Origin of the sequence: Streptomyces sp. NPDC046887, assembly GCF_040644755.1 — a bacterium.
In the GTDB taxonomy this organism is placed as follows: Bacteria; Actinomycetota; Actinomycetes; order Streptomycetales; family Streptomycetaceae; genus Streptomyces; species Streptomyces lichenis.
The window spans coordinates 1-18,318 of record NZ_JBEYXH010000029.1 but is presented as its reverse complement, the minus strand read 5'-3'; the positions used below and the strand labels follow the sequence as shown (position 1 = coordinate 18,318).

Genomic DNA, 18,318 nt, shown 5'->3' with positions numbered 1-18,318 from the left:
CGGCTACTGGGCGCCGGGGCGCACCAGGCCGCTCTCGTAGGCGTAGACCGCGGCCTGGACGCGGTCGCGCAGGCTCAGCTTGGTCAGCACATGGCCGACATGGGTCTTCACCGTGGTCTCGCTGACGAACAGGTCCGCGGCGATCTCCGCGTTGGACAGGCCGCGGGCGACGAGCTTGAGGACCTCCACCTCGCGGTCGGTGAGGGTGTTCAGGGCGTCCGGGACCGGCTGCTCACCGGTGGGCAGGTGGTCGGCGTACTTGTCCAGCAGTCGGCGGGTGATGCTCGGGGCGAGCATCGCCTCACCGGCGGCCACCACCCGGATCGCCTGTACCAGCTCGCCGGCCGGGGCGTCCTTCAGCAGAAAGCCGCTGGCCCCGGCGCGCAGCGCCTCCACCACGTACTCGTCGAGGTCGAAGGTGGTCAGCACCAGCACCTTCGCCGGACCGTCCCGACCGGGGCCGGTGATCTGGCGGGTGGCCTCCACACCGTCCATCCGCGGCATCCGGATGTCCATCAGCACCACGTCGGGCTGGAGCGCCCGGACCTGGTCGAGCGCCTGGAGACCGTCCCCGGCCTCGCCCACGACCGCGATGTCCTGCTCCGCCTCCAGGATCATCCGGAAGCCGGTGCGCAGCAGGGGCTGGTCGTCGACCAGCAGGACGCGGATGGTCACGGATACTCCTTCATTCGGCTGACCTTGCCCATTCTGCCTTGGGGCGTACGGGCCGTGGCATCCGCCCGGGGGTGGAGCCCCGGGGGGAGCAGCCCGGGGGAGAGGCGACAGGGTCAGCCGGAGCGCTGGGAGGGGAGCACCGGCAGGGGATAGACCGGGGGAGTGCCGCCGAACTCCGGGCAGTGCTCCTGGTGATCACACCAGCCGCACAGCTTCGTCGGCCGGGGCCGCCAGTCGCCGGTCGCGGTGGCGTGCGCGATGGCGTCCCACAGCGCCAGCAGCCTCCGCTCCACCCGCCGCAGGTCCGCCTCCACCGGGTCGTAGGTCAGCACCTCGCCGCTGCCCAGGTACACCAGCTGCAACCGGCGCGGGATGACCCTTTTCAGCCGCCAGACCACCAGCGCGTAGAAGGTCATCTGGAACAGCGCCCCGTCCCGGTACTCCGGGCGCGGGGCCTTGCCCGTCTTGTAGTCGACGATCCGCACCTCGCCGGTGGGGGCCACGTCCACCCGGTCGATCACCCCGCGCAGCTTCAGCCCCGAGTCGAGCTCCGCCTCCACGAACAGCTCCCGCTCGGCGGGCTCCAGCCGGGTCGGATCCTCCAGCGTGAACCACCGCTCCACGAGCGCCTCGGCCTCGCCCAGCCAACGGGCCAGCCGCGCGCCCTCCGGGTCGCCGGCGAACAGCGCCGCCAGCTCCGGCCGCGCCTGAAGCAGCTTCGCCCACTGCCCGGGCAGCAGCTCCTTGGCCCGCGGAACGGTCCGCTCCGCGGCCGGGGCGTCGAACAGCCGCTCCAGCACCGCGTGCACCAGCGTGCCGCGGGTCGCCGCCTCGCTCGGCTTCTCCGGCAGCCGGTCGATCACCCGGAAGCGGTACAGCAGCGGGCACTGCATGAAGTCGTTCGCCCGGGAGGGGGAGAGGGACACCGGCGCCCGCGCCCCGACGGTGACCGGACGGACAGCGTCCGGACCGACGGTGATCGGGGCGCCCGCATCCGGTCCGCCGGTGACCGGACCGTCGGCCTCCTGAGTGCCGCCATCCGACTCGGAGGACGGCTTGGGCTCGGCCGGGGCGGCCACCGCGACCGCCGAGGCCGGGGCCGGGTCCGGGGCCGAAACCGGGCCGGGGCCCGGCTCCAGGTCCGGGGCCGCGGAGTGCGCCGGAGCGGCGGCGGTGCCGCCACCCTCCGGGCCGTGCTCCGCCTCGGGCTCGCCCGGCTGCGGACGGGGACTCGTGCTCATGGTGAAGAACCCTACGGCCCGCCACTGACAGCGAGCGGCATACCATCGACGCCAGAACCCCCCACACTGCATGATCGTGGTGTGACGTCTCACACCGAAGGGACCTCGTGAACAAGGACGACGAGAGCGGCGGGCACCCCCGCCCGCGGTCCGACTCCACGGCGGAACACAGCTCCGGTGACCGGTCCCCCGGCGACCAGCCCCAAGGCGGCGGCAAGCCGCGGCGGACCGGGGAGGGCGGCGGCCTGCTGATGGGCCGCCCCTTCGGCGTGCCGGTCTACGTCGCCCCCAGCTGGTTCCTCGTCGCCGCCCTCATCACCTGGGTCTTCGGCGACCAGATCGAGCGCGTCCTGCCCGAGCTGGGCAACCTCCGCTACCTCGTCTCCCTCTTCTTCGCGGTCGCCTTCTACGCCTCCGTACTCGTCCACGAACTGGCCCACACCATCGCCGCGCTCCGCTTCAAGCTCCCGGTGCGCCGTATCCAGCTCCAGTTCTTCGGCGGCGTCTCCGAGATCGAGAAGGAGACCGAGACCCCCGGCCGCGAGTTCGTCCTCGCCTTCGTCGGCCCGCTGCTCTCCCTGGTCCTCGCCGGGGTCTTCTACGCCGCCCTCTACGCGGTCGAGCCCGGCACCGTCCCCGGGGTACTGGTCGCCGGGCTGATGGTCTCCAACCTGATCGTCGCCGTGTTCAACCTGCTGCCCGGGCTGCCGCTGGACGGCGGCCGGATGCTGCGCGCCGTCGTCTGGAAGATCACCGGCAAGCCCATGAGCGGCACCATCGCCGCCGCCTGGATCGGCCGCGCCCTCGCCGTCGCCGTCCTGATCGGGCTGCCGCTCATCACCCACACCGGCATCCTCGGCAACGACAGCGGGGACATCGGCGGCATGGAGACCGTCACCGACGCCCTGCTCGCCGCCATCCTCGCCGCGATCATCTGGACCGGTGCCGGCAACAGCCTGCGGATGGCCCGGCTCCGGGAGCACCTGCCCGAGCTGCGCGCCCGCGCGCTGACCCGCCGCGCCGTCCCGGTCGCCGCCGACACCCCGCTCTCCGAGGGGCTCCGCCGCGCCAACGAGGCCGGCGCCCGCGCCCTCGTCGTGGTCGACGGCCAGGGCGAGCCCACCGCCATCGTCCGGGAGACCGCCATCGTCGGCGTCCCCCAGCACCGCCGCCCTTGGGTCGCCGTCGGCGGCCTCGCCCAGGACCTCGCCGAGGGCATGCGCATCCCCGCCGAACTCGCCGGCGAACCCCTCCTCGACCGGCTCCGCTCCCACCCCGCCACCGAGTACCTGGTGACCGAGGAGAGCGGCGCGGTCTACGGGGTGCTGTCCACCGCCGACGTGGAGCGCGCCTTCGTCCAGGCGATGGCCCGCAAGTCCGACTGAGCGGCCGGCCGGAAACCGGCAGACAACCCGCCGGGAGCAGGCCGTACGGCGGGGTGCCGGAGGCGGCCGGAAGGGGCCGTGTGCCCTTGATAAGCTGCCCGTATGTCCGAACCGACCGGTGCCGCCCGCCGACGCGGGCCCTTCAAGGTCGGGGACCAGGTCCAGCTCACCGACCCCAAGGGACGCCACTACACGTTCACGCTCGAAGCCGGGAAGAACTTCCACACCCACAAGGGTTCTTTCCCGCATGACGAGCTGATCGGCGCCCCCGAGGGCAGTGTTGTCCGAACCACGGGAAACGTCGCCTACCTCGCGCTGCGCCCCCTGCTCCCCGACTATGTCCTGTCCATGCCCCGCGGCGCCGCCGTGGTCTACCCCAAGGACGCGGGGCAGATCCTGGCCTTCGCCGACATCTTCCCCGGCGCCCGCGTCGTGGAGGCCGGGGTGGGCTCGGGCTCGCTCAGCAGCTTTCTGCTGCGCGCCATCGGCGACCAGGGCATGCTCCACTCCTACGAGCGCCGCGAGGACTTCGCCGAGATCGCCAAGGGGAACGTCGAGCGCTACTTCGGCGGCCCCCACCCGGCCTGGCAGCTGACCGTCGGCGACCTACAGGACAACCTCGTCGACACCGATGTGGACCGGGTCATCCTGGACATGCTCGCCCCCTGGGAGTGCCTGGAGGCCGTCTCCAAGGCCCTCGTCCCCGGCGGCATCGTCTGCTGCTACGTGGCCACCACCACCCAGCTCGCCCGGACCGTGGAGTCCATCCGCGAGATCGGCTGCTACGCGGAGCCGCAGCCCTGGGAGTCGATGATCCGCAACTGGCATGTGGAGGGCCTGGCGGTACGCCCGGACCACCGCATGATCGGCCACACCGGCTTCCTGGTCACCGCCCGCCGCCTCGCGGACGGCGTCGAGCCGCCGATGCGCCGCCGCCGTCCGGCCAAGGGCGCCTACGGCGAGGACTACGAGGGCCCCAACAGCCAGCCCCGGGGCTGACCCCGCCTCCACCCCGCACCACGCACCCCGCATTACGCAGGCAACACCGCGACGCCGCCGCCGAGTTCCCCGACGACCGGGAGAACCCGGCGGCGGCGCCCCCATGTTCGGGCCGTCTTCGCGCCTGCTTCACCCGTCCCCGCCATGTCCGGCCGATGAGCCCGTATGGCACGATGCTGGCCACCTCCCGACCGCCGCCACCCCCTCCGCCTGCCGTCCGGACCCCAGGAGCAGCCCGCGTGCCCAGCCCCGCCGCGCCCGCCCACACCCGTACCCGACCGTGGCAGTGGCTCGCCACCCTCGCGGCGACGGCCGCGGTGGTCGCCGGCGCCGCGCTGCTGGACACCGGGGCGGGCACCGCCACCGCCACCCCGCCGGCCCGGACCCCCGCACCGGCGCCCGCACCGGCCCCGGGGGCGGCCTCGGTCCCGTACCCCCTGGACTGCGCCGGCGCCCCCACCACGGTGGTCCGCCGGGCCTCGGGCGACCTCGACGGCGACCGGCGGCCCGAGACGGTCGCCGAGGTCCGCTGCGCCGCGGGCTCCGGCACCCCGCCGAGCGGGCTGTACGTCCTGGCGGGCGACGGGAAGGGCGGCGCCCGGGTGGTGGCCACCCTGGTGGACCCGGCCGAACGCCTCAGCCTCGGCGCCCTGAGCGCGGACGGCGGCGCGGTCACCGCCGTGCTGCTCGGCTACTCCTCGGTGAGCGTGCCCCGGTGCTGCCCGGACACCCGGGAGACGGTCACCTGGCGCTGGCGCAACGGCGCCTTCCTCCGTACCGGAAAGGACACGGGGAGCGGGAGCGGGGCCGGGCTGCCGAGGGCCGTCTGAGAAGGGCCCGCCCCTCCCCGTAGCCCACCAGGAACGGCACCGGGTACGACGACGGCCCGTACCCGTGCACCACGGATACGGGCCGGAGGCCGTGGCGGAACCCGCCTCAGCGGGGCGCCGGGACGGTCACTCCGCGTCAGGACCGTAGACCTCGACCCTGTCCGAAACGCGCCGTACATGGATGCAGTCGCCGGGACACTCCTTGGCGGAGTCCACCACGTCCTGGAGCAGCGGCAGCGGTACCGGTGTGGTCGCCCCGCTGTCCTGGAGCAGCTCGTCGTCGGCGCTCTTCACATACGCCAGACCGTCGATGTCCAGCTCGAAGACCTCGGGGGCGTACTGCGCGCAGATCCCGTCCCCGGTGCACAGGTCCTGGTCGATCCAGACCTCCAGCGCCTGGTCGGCGCCCTCGGCCCGAGCGTCCTGCTGCACGGTCATATCTCCCAGCTCCGTCGGTTAAGTCCGGCCACCCCCGCAGGGTGTTGGCCCACCCGACGATACAACCGACCGCTTTCGAACGCCGATGGGTGGGTATCCCCCTGGCAGTGAGGGGCAGCGCAAGGGTGAAGATCGGACACTCCCCCAGGTCTTTGTGATCTAGGGGTTTCAATCATCACCCACCCAGGTAGGGTCAGGAAGCGTCCAGCTCCCCTTGGAGGAGGTGAGGACCGTGGCAGCCCACGACGACGACATCAACCGCGGCATCCGGCCGGGGCGGGGGTCTGAAGACCCCGCCGGTCAGGTTGCCTACCTAGAGCAGGAGATCGCCGTCCTGCGACGCAAGCTCGCCGACTCTCCGCGCCACACGAGGATTCTCGAGGAGCGGATCGTCGAGCTGCAGACCAACCTGGCCGGCGTGTCCGCGCAGAACGAACGCCTGGCGAACACGCTCCGTGAGGCCCGCGACCAGATCGTGGCCCTCAAGGAGGAGGTCGACCGGCTGGCGCAGCCGCCCGCCGGCTTCGGGGTCTTCCTGACCGCGAACGAGGACGGCACCTGCGACATCTTCACCGGGGGCCGCAAGCTCCGGGTGAACGTGAGCCCCAGTGTCGACCTGGAGGGCCTGCGGCGCGGCCAGGAGGTCATGCTCAACGAGGCGCTCAACGTGGTCGAGGCCATGGAGTTCGAGCGGGCCGGGGACATCGTCACCCTCAAGGAGATCCTGGAGGACGGCGAGCGGGCCCTGGTGCTCGGGCACACCGACGAGGAGCGGGTGGTACGGCTCGCCGAGCCGCTGCTGGACACCACCATCCGCCCCGGCGACGCCCTGCTGCTGGAACCCCGCTCCGGCTACGTCTACGAGGTCATCCCCAAGAGCGAGGTCGAGGAGCTCGTCCTCGAAGAGGTCCCGGACGTCGACTACGACAAGATCGGCGGCCTGGGCAACCAGATCGAGCTGATCCGCGACGCGGTCGAGCTGCCCTACCTCTACCCCGACCTCTTCAAGGAGCACGAGCTGCGGCCGCCCAAGGGCATCCTGCTCTACGGCCCGCCCGGCTGCGGCAAGACGCTGATCGCCAAGGCGGTCGCCAACTCGCTCGCCAAGAAGGTCGCCGAGGTCACCGGGCAGCCCGCGGGGAAGTCGTACTTCCTCAACATCAAGGGCCCCGAGCTGCTGAACAAGTACGTCGGCGAGACCGAGCGGCACATCCGCCTGGTCTTCCAGCGGGCCCGTGAGAAGGCCTCCGAGGGCACCCCCGTCATCGTCTTCTTCGACGAGATGGAGTCCCTCTTCCGCACCCGCGGCTCCGGTGTCAGCTCGGACGTGGAGAACACCATCGTCCCGCAGCTGCTCGCCGAGATCGACGGTGTGGAGGGCCTGGAGAACGTCATCGTCATCGGCGCCTCCAACCGCGAGGACATGATCGACCCCGCGATCCTGCGCCCCGGCCGCCTCGATGTGAAGATCAAGATCGAGCGTCCGGACGCGGAGGCCGCCAAGGACATCTTCGCCAAGTACCTGACCTCCTCGCTCCCGCTGCACGCGGACGACGTCTCGGAGCACAGCGACTCCAAGCCGGCCGCCGTCCACGCCATGATCCAGTCGGTCGTGGAGCAGATGTACGCGGAGTCCGAGGAGAACCGGTTCCTGGAGGTCACCTACGCCAACGGTGACAAGGAGGTCCTGTACTTCAAGGACTTCAACTCCGGCGCCATGATCCAGAACATCGTGGACCGGGCGAAGAAGATGGCCATCAAGGCCTTCCTCGACCACAACCAGAAGGGCCTTCGGGTCTCCCACCTCCTCCAGGCCTGCGTGGACGAGTTCAAGGAGAACGAGGACCTGCCCAACACCACCAACCCGGACGACTGGGCCCGCATCTCCGGAAAGAAGGGCGAGCGGATCGTCTACATCCGCACCCTCGTCACCGGAAAGCAGGGCGCCGACACCGGTCGCTCCATCGACACGGTCGCCAACACCGGCCAGTACCTGTAGTCAGTCGCCTTCCGGCTGCGGGTGCCCCCGACCATCCCCGCCCCTCCGGGCGGGGGGAGGGCATCCGCAGCCGGTTGGCGTCTACGGGGCCCCGGCCCGCCACCAGGGTCGTGATCGCCCCGCACCACCGTCGTGATCAAGCCGCGGGGACCCCGCGGTACCACCGCACAATGACGCAATCGATCTCCCCACCAGCGCAGAGGCGTTCTAGGCTCGTCCGTACCGCCGGGTCGCGCAGTGCGGGGACGGACACCGCACATCGCATCGGAGCACCCAGCGGTACTTGAGCGCCGTTCCCGGCAGGGGAGCGCCGCCGGGCAAGGAGGGCCGCATGACCGTACGGCGAGTAATGGGCATCGAGACGGAGTACGGGATCTCCGTCCCCGGCCACCCGAACGCCAATGCCATGCTCACCTCGTCCCAGATCGTCAACGCCTACGCGGCGGCGATGCACCGGGCGCGCCGCGCCCGCTGGGACTTCGAGGAGGAGAACCCGCTGCGGGACGCCCGCGGCTTCGACCTCGCCCGTGAGGCCGCCGACTCCAGCCAGCTCACCGACGAGGACATCGGCCTGGCCAACGTGATCCTCACCAACGGCGCCCGGCTCTACGTGGACCACGCCCACCCCGAGTACAGCTCGCCGGAGATCACCAACCCGCGCGACGCCGTGCTCTGGGACAAGGCCGGCGAGCGGATCATGGCCGAGGCCGCCGAACGGGCCGCCGCCCTGCCCGGCGCCCAGCCGATCCACCTGTACAAGAACAACACCGACAACAAGGGCGCGTCCTACGGCACGCACGAGAACTACCTGATGAAACGGGAGACCCCGTTCTCGGACATCGTGCGCCACCTCACGCCGTTCTTCGTCTCCCGGCAGGTCGTCACCGGCGCCGGCCGGGTCGGCATCGGCCAGGACGGCCGCGAGCACGGCTTCCAGATCAGCCAGCGCGCCGACTACTTCGAGGTCGAGGTCGGCCTGGAGACCACCCTCAAGCGGCCCATCATCAACACCCGCGACGAGCCGCACGCCGACGCCGAGAAGTACCGCCGCCTCCATGTGATCATCGGCGACGCCAACCTCTCGGAGATCTCCACCTACCTCAAACTGGGCACCACCGCCCTGGTGCTGTCCATGATCGAGGACGGTTTCGTCACCGTCGACCTCGCCGTCGACCAGCCGGTACGCACCCTGCACCAGGTCTCCCACGACCCGTCCCTCCAGTACCTGATCACCCTGCGCAACGGCCGCACACTCACCGCGGTGCAGCTTCAGATGGAGTACTGCGAGCTGGCCCGTAAGTACGTGGAGAACCGGTTCGGCGCCGACGCCGACGCGCAGACCATGGACGTGCTGGACCGCTGGGAGGACACCCTGCGGCGGCTGGAGACCGACCCGATGAGCCTGGCCGGCGAGCTGGACTGGGTCGCCAAGCGGGAGCTCATGGAGGGTTACCGGCGCCGGGACGACCTGGACTGGGACGCGGCCCGGCTGCACCTGGTGGACCTCCAGTACGCCGACGTACGCCCCGACAAGGGCCTCTACAACCGGCTGGCGGCCCGCGGGCGGATCAAGCGGCTGCTGACCGAGGACGAGGTCGAGCGGGCCCGCACCAACCCTCCGGAGGACACCCGCGCCTACTTCCGCGGCCGCTGCCTGGAGCAGTACGCCGACGATGTGGCCGCCGCCTCCTGGGACTCGGTGATCTTCGACCTGCCGGGCCGGGACTCGCTCCAGCGGGTGCCCACCCTGGAACCGCTGCGCGGGACGAAGGAGCACGTCAAGGACCTGCTGGACCGCTGCCGCAGCGCCGAGGAGCTGGTCCGCGTACTCTCCGGCAACTGAGCCGGAAGCGTTTCCCGGCCGGCACCGGCCGGAGGGTGCAAAAGGCCCCCGGCCGGGAATCATGACCATGGCCCCCGGACGCCGGGATCCTCGCCGAGGAAACCGGTCAAGGAAACCGGGGGCCGTTGTCGGACCCTCCTTGTAGGGTCTGATCTTGAAGGACCGAACCAAGCGGGCATACCGAGCGGGGTGAGGGATATGGCGACCAAGGACACCGGCGGCGGTCAGCAGAAGGCCACGCGTTCCACCGAGGAGACCGAGGAGCAGACGCAGGACGCGCAGGCCTCCGAGGAGCTCAAGGAGCGCCAGGAGAAGCTCTCCGACGACGTCGACTCCGTCCTGGACGAGATCGACGACGTCCTGGAGGAGAACGCCGAGGACTTCGTGCGCTCCTTCGTGCAGAAGGGCGGGCAGTAGCCCGCGGCGGAGGGCCGCCGCAAGCCCATCCGCGCGGACGGGCGGTAAGCCGTCCACGGGGGCCGGCGGGCGCCCGTCAGCATGGGCGGGCGTAACCCGTCCGCACGGGCGGATGGGCACCCGTCCCGGAGGGCCGGAGGCGATCCGGCCCCTCGGACGGGCGGCGGCCGCGCCCCCGCCGCCTGGCTGCCGGCGGTCAAAGCCGCCGGCACCAGGGCGGATGAGCGGCAGCAGCGCGGGTAAGGTCCCGTGCACAGCACGCATGATCGGCCCGACCGCCGCGGCGCGGCGGGCCGCCGCCTCTTTCGGAAGGAAACGCGTGGAAGCCAACCCTCGTAGCACCGGGCGTCTGCCGGCGGCCTTCCTGACGCCGGGCTCCTCGTCCTTCATGGACTTCCTGTCCGACCACTCGCCGGAGCTGCTGCCCGGCAAGCGCACCCTGCCGCCGGTGCAGGGCGCCATCGAGGCCCCGCACGGCACCACGATCGTGGCCGCCTCCTTCCCCGGCGGCGTGGTGCTCGCCGGCGACCGGCGCGCCACCATGGGCAACATGATCGCCCAGCGCGACATCGAGAAGGTCTTCCCCGCCGACGAGTACTCCGCGGTCGGCATCGCCGGCACCGCCGGCCTCGCGGTGGAGATGGTCAAGCTGTTCCAGCTGGAGCTGGAGCACTTCGAGAAGGTCGAGGGCGTCCAGCTCTCCCTGGAGGGCAAGGCCAACCGCCTCTCCACCATGATCCGCGGCAACCTCGGCATGGCCATGCAGGGCCTGGCCGTCGTCCCGCTCTTCGCCGGCTACGACGTGGACCGCGACAAGGGCCGCATCTTCAGCTACGACGTCACCGGCGGCCGCTCCGAGGAGCAGCAGGGGTACGCGGCCACCGGCTCCGGCTCCATCTTCGCCCGCGGCTCGCTGAAGAAGCTCTACCGCGAGGACCTCACCGAGGAGCAGGTGATCACCGCCGTCGTCCAGGCGCTCTACGACGCCGCCGACGACGACTCGGCCACCGGCGGCCCCGACGTGGCCCGCCGGATCTACCCCATCGTCACCGTGATCACCGAGGACGGCTTCCGCCGCCTCACCGACGCCGAGTCCTCCGAGATCGCCCGCTCCATCCTGGAGCGCCGCCTCGCCGAGCCGGACGGCCCGCGCGCCGCACTGCTGTGACGTTCCCGCAACCGCCGCTGCGCGGTGCGCCCGCTCCCACGCCCCTGAAGAAAGGAACGGACAGCCGGTGACGACGCCGTTCTATGTCTCGCCCGCCCAGGCCATGCAGGACCGGGCGGAGTACGCCCGCAAGGGCATCGCCCGCGGCCGCAGCCTCTGCGTGCTGCAGTACGCCGACGGCATCGTCTTCGTCGGCGAGAACCCCTCCCGCGCCCTGCACAAGTTCAGCGAGATCTACGACCGGATCGGCTTCGCCGCGGCCGGCAAGTACAACGAGTACGAGAACCTCCGGATCGGCGGCGTCCGCTACGCCGACCTGCGCGGCTACACCTACGACCGGGACGACGTCACGGCCCGCGGCCTGGCCAACGTCTACGCCCAGACCCTGGGCACGATCTTCTCCAGCGCCGGTGAGAAGCCCTACGAGGTGGAGCTCGTCGTCGCCGAGGTCGGCACCTCCCCCGAGGGCGACCAGATCTACCGCCTCCCGCACGACGGCTCCATCGTCGACGAGCACGGCTCGGTCGCGGTCGGCGGCAACGCCGAGCAGATCAGCAGCTTCCTCGACCAGCGCCACCGGGACGGCATGTCCCTCGCCGAGGCCCTGAAGCTGGCCGTGCAGGCGCTCTCCCGGGACACCAACGGCGGCGAGCGGGAGATCCCCGCCGAGCGCCTGGAGGTGGCCGTACTGGACCGCACCCGCCCCCAGCAGCGCAAGTTCAAGCGCATCGTCGGCCGCCAGCTCTCCCGCCTCCTGGACACCGACTCCGCCGCCACCGCCCCCACCGACGCCCCCTCCGACGAGGAGCCCGAGGACTAGCCCCCGCGGCCGGCAAGCAGCCGGAGGGTCGGCCTCCGGCGGATCAGGGGCCGGGGCAGCTTCCGTCCTCCATCCCCACCCACTCACTGGGCGCCCCCGGACCGCGGCACCCCGCGGTCCGGGGGCGCAGGGCGTTACGGGGCCGGGGGCGAGATGCTCTCGGGGGCCCCGCTTGGAGGCCCAGCCCTCGGTCGGGCCCGGCCCGTCGGTGCGGAGCAGGCCCGGGTGGGACCGGGCTCGTGGGTCCGAGGCAGGCCCGGGTGGGGCGCCGGCACATCCGGCCTGGTGCGGGCAGACCGGGCGCCGCCAGCGCGGTAGGGCGGTATGGCGAACTCTCGCCACTTCCGCGGAACCGGCACTTCCGCCCACCCCCCACTCGTTGCCTGAGTAGGAAGGAGGCACCGAGGGCGAGACAAGGGGCATGGGGGTACGGACGCCAGCCGGGAATGGCCCCGGGGTAGCCGGAAAGGTTTCGGGGTCAGCCGTCGCCCGGGGTAGCCGGAAAAGGTTCCGGGGTCAGTCGCCGCCCGGCGCGGGGCCGGTGGAGCCGCGGGGGACCAGGGCGACAGGGAGGTCGGCGGCGGCCGGCGGGTCCCCCGCCAGCACGGCGAGCAGGGCCTCCATGCCGCGCGCGCCCACCTGTTCGGCGGGCAGGGCGACCGTGGTCAGCTCGGGCTCGACGGCCGACGCCAGCGCCAGGTCGTCGAAGCCGGTGACGGAGACGTCCTCCGGGACGCGCAGCCCGAGCCGCCGCACCGCCTTGCAGGCGCCCGCGGCCATGATGTCGTCGTCGCAGACCACGGCCGTGGGGCGCGGACCCGGGGCGGAGAGGGCGCGCTCGGCGGCCTCCAGCGCGGCTGTGACGTTCAGCGGGGCGGAGGCGGTGCGCAGCGAGACGCCGGGGAGGCCGTCCAGCCGGGCGGCCAGCACCCGGGCGCGCTCCACGAAGGTCCAGGAGGGGACGGCCGAGGAGAGGTGCAGAAAGCGGCGGTGGCCCAGGCCCAGCAGGTGGTCGGCGATCTGGCGCACCCCGTCGGCGATGGCCAGGTTGACGCAGGCCGCCGCGTCCGGGTCGGCCGGGTCGCTGTCCAGCATCACCAGCGGCAGATCGGTGCCCCGGATCATCCGCAGCGCCGCGGCCGCCATCGAGGAGGCGATCACCCCGTCCAAGGAGGCCCGGGCCGAGTCGAACGGGTCGCGGGCCGGGCCGATGCCCTCGGGGGAGGGGTACAGCACGACGCCGAAGTCATGGCGTTCGGCGACCGCGGCCGCACCGGTGTAGACCCGGGCGAAGAACTCGTTGGTGAGCGCCGGGACCACCAGCAGGGCGGTGCGGGTGCGCCCGAGGCGCAGGCTGCGGGCGGCCTGGTTGGGCCGGTAGCCCAGCTCCGCGGCGGCGGCCCGTACCAGCTCGGCGGTGCGCTCGGAGACCCGTCCGCGCCACTTGTCCCCCAGCACCAGCGAGACCGTGGCCTGGGACACCCCGGCGGTCCGGGCGACGTCCCGGCTGGTGGGCTGGGAGGAGGAGCGGGCGGCCGGGGGGCGGACGGAGGCTTGGGGGCGGCTCCGGGGAGCGGGGTCGGTCGGGAGGCGGTCCGAGGGGGAGGAGGGCTGGTCCGCCGACGGTGAGGCCGGGGGCTGCTCCGGTGAAGGCTGGTGCTCGGCCGGAGGGGGGTGCTCCGATGAGGGCTGGTCCTCGGCTGAAGGGGGGTGCTCCGCTGGGGGGGAGGGGGGTGGCGGAGGGGTGGGGGAGTCCGCGGGGGGTGGCTGGTCCGCCGGGGGGTGGTGCACGCACGCCTCCGCGTTGTGGGTCGGTGCCGGTGGGTCGGTCGCGGGGTCCGGACGGGGCCGTTCGGGCGTGGCCGGAACGGGCCGCGGAATGGACCGCGGGGATGCCGACATGGTACGTATGGTGGAGGAGTTATACGTAAAACCCCGCCGAGCGGCTGGGGGAGAGGGGTGGCGCATGGGCGGCGCGGCGGGCGGATATGCCGAACTTCTGAGGGCACCGCACGCGCTGCGCCTGCTGGTGGGCACCCTGGTCGGCCGGTTGCCGAACGGCACCGGACCGATCGCGATCATGGTGTTCACCCGGGCCGAGGGCGGCAGCTACACCCTGGCCGCCGGGCTGTCGGCCGTCTACGGACTCGGGAACGCCATCGGGCAGCCACTGCTGGGGCGCGCCGTCGACCTGTACGGCCAGCCGCGGGTGCAGTTCCCCGCCGCGCTGCTGTCCGCGCTGGGGATGACGCTGCTGGTGGCGGTCGGCACCGATCCGCTGGCGCCGGCCTACGCGGCGGTCGCGGTGGCCGGGCTGTTCACCCCGCCGCTGGAGGGCGGCCTGCGGGCGCTGTGGCCGAGCGTGCTGGGCAAGCCGGACCAGGTCCACCGGGCGTACGCGCTGGACGCGGTCGCCCAGGAGGTCATGTTCACCGTCGGCCCGCTGCTGATCACCCTGCTGGTCGCGCTCTGGTCGCCGGCCGCCGCCCTGCTGGTGGTCAACGGCCTGGGAGTGCTCGGGGCGCTCTCCGTGGTGGTTTCCCGGCCCTCCCGCAGCTGGCGCAGCGCGCCGCGCGAGGCGCACTGGCTGGGCGCGCTGCGCTCGCCGGGGCTGCTCGCCCTGCTCGGCTCGTTCTTCTTCGTGGGGCTGGCCCTGGGCTCGATCACGGTCGCCGGCTACGCGTACGCCGAGGAGGCCGGACGGGAGGCCGTGTACGGGTGGCTGATGGCGGCCCTGGGGCTGGGCGCCCTGGTGGGCGGGACGCTGTACGGGGCGCGCCAGTGGGCGGGCCCGGCCGAGCGGCGGCTGCGGGTGCTGGTGGGCCTGCTCGCGGTCTGCTACCTGCCGCTGATGCTCACCCCGGGCACCGCCGCGATGACCGCGCTGGCCGCGCTCTCCGGGGTGTTCCTGGCGCCGGTGCTGGCCTGTGCCTTCGTGGTGGTGGACCGGCAGGCCCCGCGCGGCACGGTCACCGAGGCGTTCTCCTGGCTGGTCACCACCTTCGGGGTGGGCGCGGCCGGCGGTTCGGCCGTCGCCGGGCCGATGGTCGAATGGTCCGGCACCACCGCCGGGTTCGCCGTCGCGGGCGCCGGCGGGTTCGCCGCGCTGCTGGTGCTGCTGGTGACCGTCCGGGTCCTGGCGGCTCCACCGCCCTCGGCCGCCGTTGTGGCCGCTTCTGAAGCGAGCGGTGCGGAAAATGATCGAATCGAGGGCGCCGAAGCCGGTTTCAGCGAACCGCATCAGGCGTAATGTCTAGTCATGGACCGCCGCATTTTCGGGCTGGAGAACGAGTACGGCGTCACGTGCACGTTCAGGGGACAGCGCCGACTGTCTCCTGACGAAGTGGCGCGCTACCTCTTCCGCCGTGTCGTGTCATGGGGCCGCAGCAGCAACGTCTTCCTGCGCAACGGCGCCCGCCTCTATCTGGACGTCGGCTCGCATCCGGAATACGCCACCCCCGAATGCGACAACGTGACCGAGCTCGTCACCCACGACAAGGCCGGTGAGCGCATCCTTGAGGGGCTGCTCGTCGACGCCGAGCGCCGCCTGCACGAGGAGGGCATCGCGGGCGACGTCTACCTCTTCAAGAACAACACCGACTCGGCCGGGAACTCCTACGGCTGCCACGAAAACTACCTCGTCGCCCGGCACGGCGAGTTCTCCCGCCTCGCGGACATCCTCATCCCCTTCCTGGTCACCCGGCAGCTGCTGTGCGGCGCCGGCAAGGTGCTCCAGACCCCGCGCGGTGCCGTCTACTGCGTCAGCCAGCGCGCCGAGCACATCTGGGAGGGCGTCAGCTCCGCCACCACCCGCTCCCGGCCCATCATCAACACCCGCGACGAACCGCACGCCGACGCCGAGCGCTACCGCCGGCTGCACGTCATCGTCGGCGACTCCAACATGTCCGAGACGACCATGCTGCTCAAGGTCGGCGCCACCGACCTGGTGCTGCGCATGATCGAGGCGGGCACCGTCATGCGCGACCTCACCCTGGAGAACCCGATCCGGGCCATCCGCGAGGTCAGCCACGACATCACCGGCCGCCGCAAGGTCCGCCTGGCCAGCGGGCGCGAGGCCTCCGCGCTGGAGGTGCAGCGCGAGTACTACGAGAAGGCCGCGGACTTCGTCGACCGGCGCGGCATCCGCACCGGCACCGTCGCCCAGGTCCTGGAGCTGTGGGGCCGCACCCTCGACGCCATCGAGGAGGAGGACCTCGACCGGATCGGCACCGAGATCGACTGGGTCATGAAGTACAAGCTGCTGGAGCGCTACCGCGCCAAGCACAACATGACCATGTCGAACCCGAGGGTCGCGCAGATAGACCTCGCCTACCACGACATCCACCGCCGCCGGGGCCTGTACTACCTGCTGGAGAAGAGGGGCCAGGCCGCCCGGATCTGCAACGACCTGAAGATCTTCGAGGGCAAGTCGGTGCCCCCGCAGACCACCCGGGCTCGGCTGCGCGGCGACTTCATCCGCCGCGCCCAGGAGCAGCGCCGGGACTTCACCGTCGACTGGGTCCACCTCAAGCTCAACGACCAGGCGCAGCGCACCGTGCTGTGCAAGGACCCCTTCCGGTCGGTGGACGACCGGGTGGAGAAGCTGATCGCCGGTATGTGAGGGCGGTGAGCGGCCGGTACGGCGAGAGGGCCGGCGACTGACCGGTACGGCCGCAGAGCCGGTGAGCGACCAGTACGGCGGGAGGGCCGCCCGGGACACTCCGGGTGGCCCTCCCGCCGTCTGTCCGTCGTCTCCCGCCGTCTCCCGGCCGGCAGCGGCGGATACGGGCCCCGGCGGAGGGAGTCGGGCCGGTGGGCCGCACACCGGACAGGGGGAGTAAGTACAGTTGCGCGACATCCCTCGTCCACTCGACCCCACAGATTACGAGGCATCCCGTGCGACGTCGCTCACTGCTCTTCGCCGCCCCCGCCGGCCTGCTCGCCCTCGCCGGCTGCGGCGACGGTTCGTCCGACAAGGCCGAGACCGGGGACAGCCCTTCCTCGCCCGCGCCCCAGGATTCGGCGAAGACGGTGGACGGTCCGCTGCCCGCCATCACCGCCGGCACCAAGTTCGGTGAGAAGCCCACCGTCGCCAAGGGGCCGGGCAAGCCGTCGGCGGACCTCGCGGTCAAGACGGTCGTGGAGGGCAGCGGACCGCGGGTCGCCAAGGGCGATGTCCTCCAGTTCGACTACCTCGGCCAGATCTGGGACAGCGCCAAGGTGTTCGACAACTCCTACGATCGCGGCGTGCCGCTCACCATGGCCATCGGCGTCGGCCAGCTCATCCCTGGCTGGGACCAGGCACTGCCCGGCAAGCGGGTCGGCAGCCGAGTGGAGCTGGCCATTCCGCCGGCCCTCGGCTACGGCACCCAGGGCAACCCGCAGGCCGGCATCAAGGGCACCGACACCCTGGTCTTCGTGGTCGACATCCGCGACGCCTTCAGCGGCAAGAGCTCCGCCAAGGGCAAGGCGGTGCCGCAGGACGACGCGGCGCTGCCCAAGGTCGGCACCAACACCGACGGCAAGGCCCCCTCCATCGAGGTGCCCAAGGGCGCCGCGCCCAAGAAGCTGGTCGCCGAGTACATCCTGGAGGGCGACGGCGAGGCGGTGAAGCCGACCGACAAGCTGCTGCTCCAGTACAAGGGCGTGCTGTGGGACGGCGGCAAGGAGTTCGACTCCAGCTACAAGAGCGGTGAGCTGGCCCAGTTCCCGCTGGCCAACCTCATCAAGGGCTGGCAGCAGGGCCTGGCCGGCAAGAAGGTCGGCAGCCGCGTGATGCTGGTCGTGCCGCCGGAGCTGGGCTACGGCGACAAGGCATCCGGGGACATCCCGGCCAACTCCACTCTCGTCTTCTCCCTCGACATCCTCGCCAAGCTGTAGGACGGGTACGCGAGGATGTAAGACTGTGCCGGTTTGACCGATCAGCACACCGGTACCAGCGATCAGCACACCGGTACACCAGCCAAGGAGCACGTTTCCGTGAGCATCGAGAAGCCCGAGGTCGACTTCCCCGGCGGCGAGCCGCCGAAGGACCTGGAGATCAAGGACATCTGGGAGGGCGACGGCCGGGAGGCCAAGGCCGGGGACACGGTCAAGGTCCACTACGTGGGCGTGGCCTTCTCCACCGGTGAGGAGTTCGACTCCTCCTGGAACCGCGGCACCCCGCTGCAGTTCCAGCTCGGCGTCGGCCAGGTCATCCCGGGCTGGGACAAGGGCGTCCAGGGCATGAAGGTCGGCGGCCGCCGCCAGCTGGTCATCCCCGCGCACCTCGCCTACGGCGACCGCGGCGCCGGCGGCCGGATCGCCCCGGGCGAGACCCTGATCTTCGTCTGCGACCTGATCGACGTCTGACCGGTCCCGGCCGCGGGGACGACCCTTCCCCGCACCCGGTGAACAGCCCCCGCCGTCCGCACGCCCGTGCGGACGGGCCGGCCGCCGGCGTGTCGCCCGTCGCCGGGGCGCCGTTGGCGCCCGGCTTCGCCGCGTCGATCCGGGCGTCCGCC

Annotated in this window: 15 protein-coding genes and 1 pseudogene; 12 read left to right on the top strand and 4 right to left on the bottom strand. The window is 72.0% G+C overall.

Annotated features, from left to right (window positions below; genetic code table 11):
• Positions 1–3 precede the first annotated feature (3 nt).
• Positions 4–675 carry a response regulator transcription factor gene (locus ABZ945_RS23520; RefSeq protein ID WP_361272808.1) on the bottom strand — a complete coding sequence of 224 codons (672 nt, stop codon included), beginning with the start codon at positions 673–675 and terminating at the stop codon, positions 4–6.
• Between the two features lie 113 nt (positions 676–788).
• Complete coding sequence (locus ABZ945_RS23515; protein WP_361272805.1) at positions 789–1,916, bottom strand: PD-(D/E)XK nuclease family protein; 1,128 nt, start codon at positions 1,914–1,916, stop codon at positions 789–791.
• 251 nt (positions 1,917–2,167) lie between these two features.
• Between ABZ945_RS23515 and ABZ945_RS23510 the strand changes: the two genes are divergently transcribed.
• The 3 genes from ABZ945_RS23510 (at position 2,168) to ABZ945_RS23500 (ending at position 5,130) form a co-directional block, all read left to right on the top strand.
• Positions 2,168–3,301: a site-2 protease family protein gene (locus ABZ945_RS23510; protein WP_361272954.1), complete on the top strand. Its 1,134-nt coding sequence runs from the start codon at positions 2,168–2,170 to the stop codon at positions 3,299–3,301.
• A 102-nt stretch (positions 3,302–3,403) separates the two neighbouring features.
• The gene (locus ABZ945_RS23505; protein ID WP_248635053.1) at positions 3,404–4,300 is read left to right on the top strand and encodes a tRNA (adenine-N1)-methyltransferase; all 897 of its coding nucleotides are present in this window, start codon (positions 3,404–3,406) and stop codon (positions 4,298–4,300) included.
• Between the two features lie 239 nt (positions 4,301–4,539).
• Positions 4,540–5,130: a hypothetical protein gene (locus tag ABZ945_RS23500; RefSeq protein ID WP_361272803.1), complete on the top strand. Its 591-nt coding sequence runs from the start codon at positions 4,540–4,542 to the stop codon at positions 5,128–5,130.
• Between the two features lie 126 nt (positions 5,131–5,256).
• Here the strand turns inward: ABZ945_RS23500 and ABZ945_RS23495 are convergent, their stop codons facing one another.
• On the bottom strand, positions 5,257–5,568 hold the full coding sequence (locus tag ABZ945_RS23495; RefSeq protein WP_361272801.1) for a ferredoxin: 312 nt from the start codon (positions 5,566–5,568) through the stop codon (positions 5,257–5,259).
• Between the two features lie 232 nt (positions 5,569–5,800).
• Here ABZ945_RS23495 and arc point away from each other — a divergent pair, with 232 nt between their 5' ends.
• The 5 genes from arc to prcA all read left to right on the top strand — a co-directional run bounded on the left by arc (position 5,801) and on the right by prcA (position 11,815).
• Positions 5,801–7,567, top strand: coding sequence for a proteasome ATPase (gene arc / locus ABZ945_RS23490; RefSeq protein WP_248635056.1), 1,767 nt, complete (start codon positions 5,801–5,803; stop codon positions 7,565–7,567).
• A 331-nt stretch (positions 7,568–7,898) separates the two neighbouring features.
• The gene (dop, locus tag ABZ945_RS23485) at positions 7,899–9,410 is read left to right on the top strand and encodes a depupylase/deamidase Dop (protein WP_361272797.1); all 1,512 of its coding nucleotides are present in this window, start codon (positions 7,899–7,901) and stop codon (positions 9,408–9,410) included.
• Between the two features lie 198 nt (positions 9,411–9,608).
• The gene (locus tag ABZ945_RS23480; protein ID WP_361272794.1) at positions 9,609–9,827 is read left to right on the top strand and encodes a ubiquitin-like protein Pup; all 219 of its coding nucleotides are present in this window, start codon (positions 9,609–9,611) and stop codon (positions 9,825–9,827) included.
• A 319-nt stretch (positions 9,828–10,146) separates the two neighbouring features.
• A complete protein-coding gene (gene prcB / locus ABZ945_RS23475; RefSeq protein WP_248635058.1) occupies positions 10,147–10,995 on the top strand; it encodes a proteasome subunit beta in 849 nt (282 codons plus the stop codon).
• Positions 10,996–11,062: 67 nt separating this feature from the next.
• On the top strand, positions 11,063–11,815 hold the full coding sequence (gene prcA / locus ABZ945_RS23470; RefSeq protein ID WP_361272791.1) for a proteasome subunit alpha: 753 nt from the start codon (positions 11,063–11,065) through the stop codon (positions 11,813–11,815).
• 516 nt (positions 11,816–12,331) lie between these two features.
• Here the strand turns inward: prcA and ABZ945_RS23465 are convergent.
• Positions 12,332–13,336 (bottom strand): annotated as a pseudogene (locus tag ABZ945_RS23465) (LacI family DNA-binding transcriptional regulator); the annotation flags it as partial.
• A 445-nt stretch (positions 13,337–13,781) separates the two neighbouring features.
• On the opposite strand from ABZ945_RS23465, the gene ABZ945_RS23460 reads away from it, so the two are divergent.
• The 4 genes from ABZ945_RS23460 to ABZ945_RS23445 all read left to right on the top strand — a co-directional run bounded on the left by ABZ945_RS23460 (position 13,782) and on the right by ABZ945_RS23445 (position 18,166).
• A complete protein-coding gene (locus ABZ945_RS23460; RefSeq protein WP_361272789.1) occupies positions 13,782–15,065 on the top strand; it encodes an MFS transporter in 1,284 nt (427 codons plus the stop codon).
• Between the two features lie 9 nt (positions 15,066–15,074).
• Positions 15,075–16,436 (top strand): Pup--protein ligase, encoded by a 1,362-nt coding sequence (pafA, locus tag ABZ945_RS23455; RefSeq protein ID WP_361272786.1) that lies wholly within the window; start codon positions 15,075–15,077, stop codon positions 16,434–16,436.
• A gap of 275 nt (positions 16,437–16,711) precedes the next feature.
• Positions 16,712–17,695, top strand: a complete 984-nt coding sequence (locus ABZ945_RS23450; protein ID WP_361272784.1) for an FKBP-type peptidyl-prolyl cis-trans isomerase — start codon at positions 16,712–16,714, stop codon at positions 17,693–17,695.
• Between the two features lie 99 nt (positions 17,696–17,794).
• Complete coding sequence (locus ABZ945_RS23445) at positions 17,795–18,166, top strand: FKBP-type peptidyl-prolyl cis-trans isomerase (protein ID WP_361272781.1); 372 nt, start codon at positions 17,795–17,797, stop codon at positions 18,164–18,166.
• Positions 18,167–18,318: the final 152 nt, after the last annotated feature.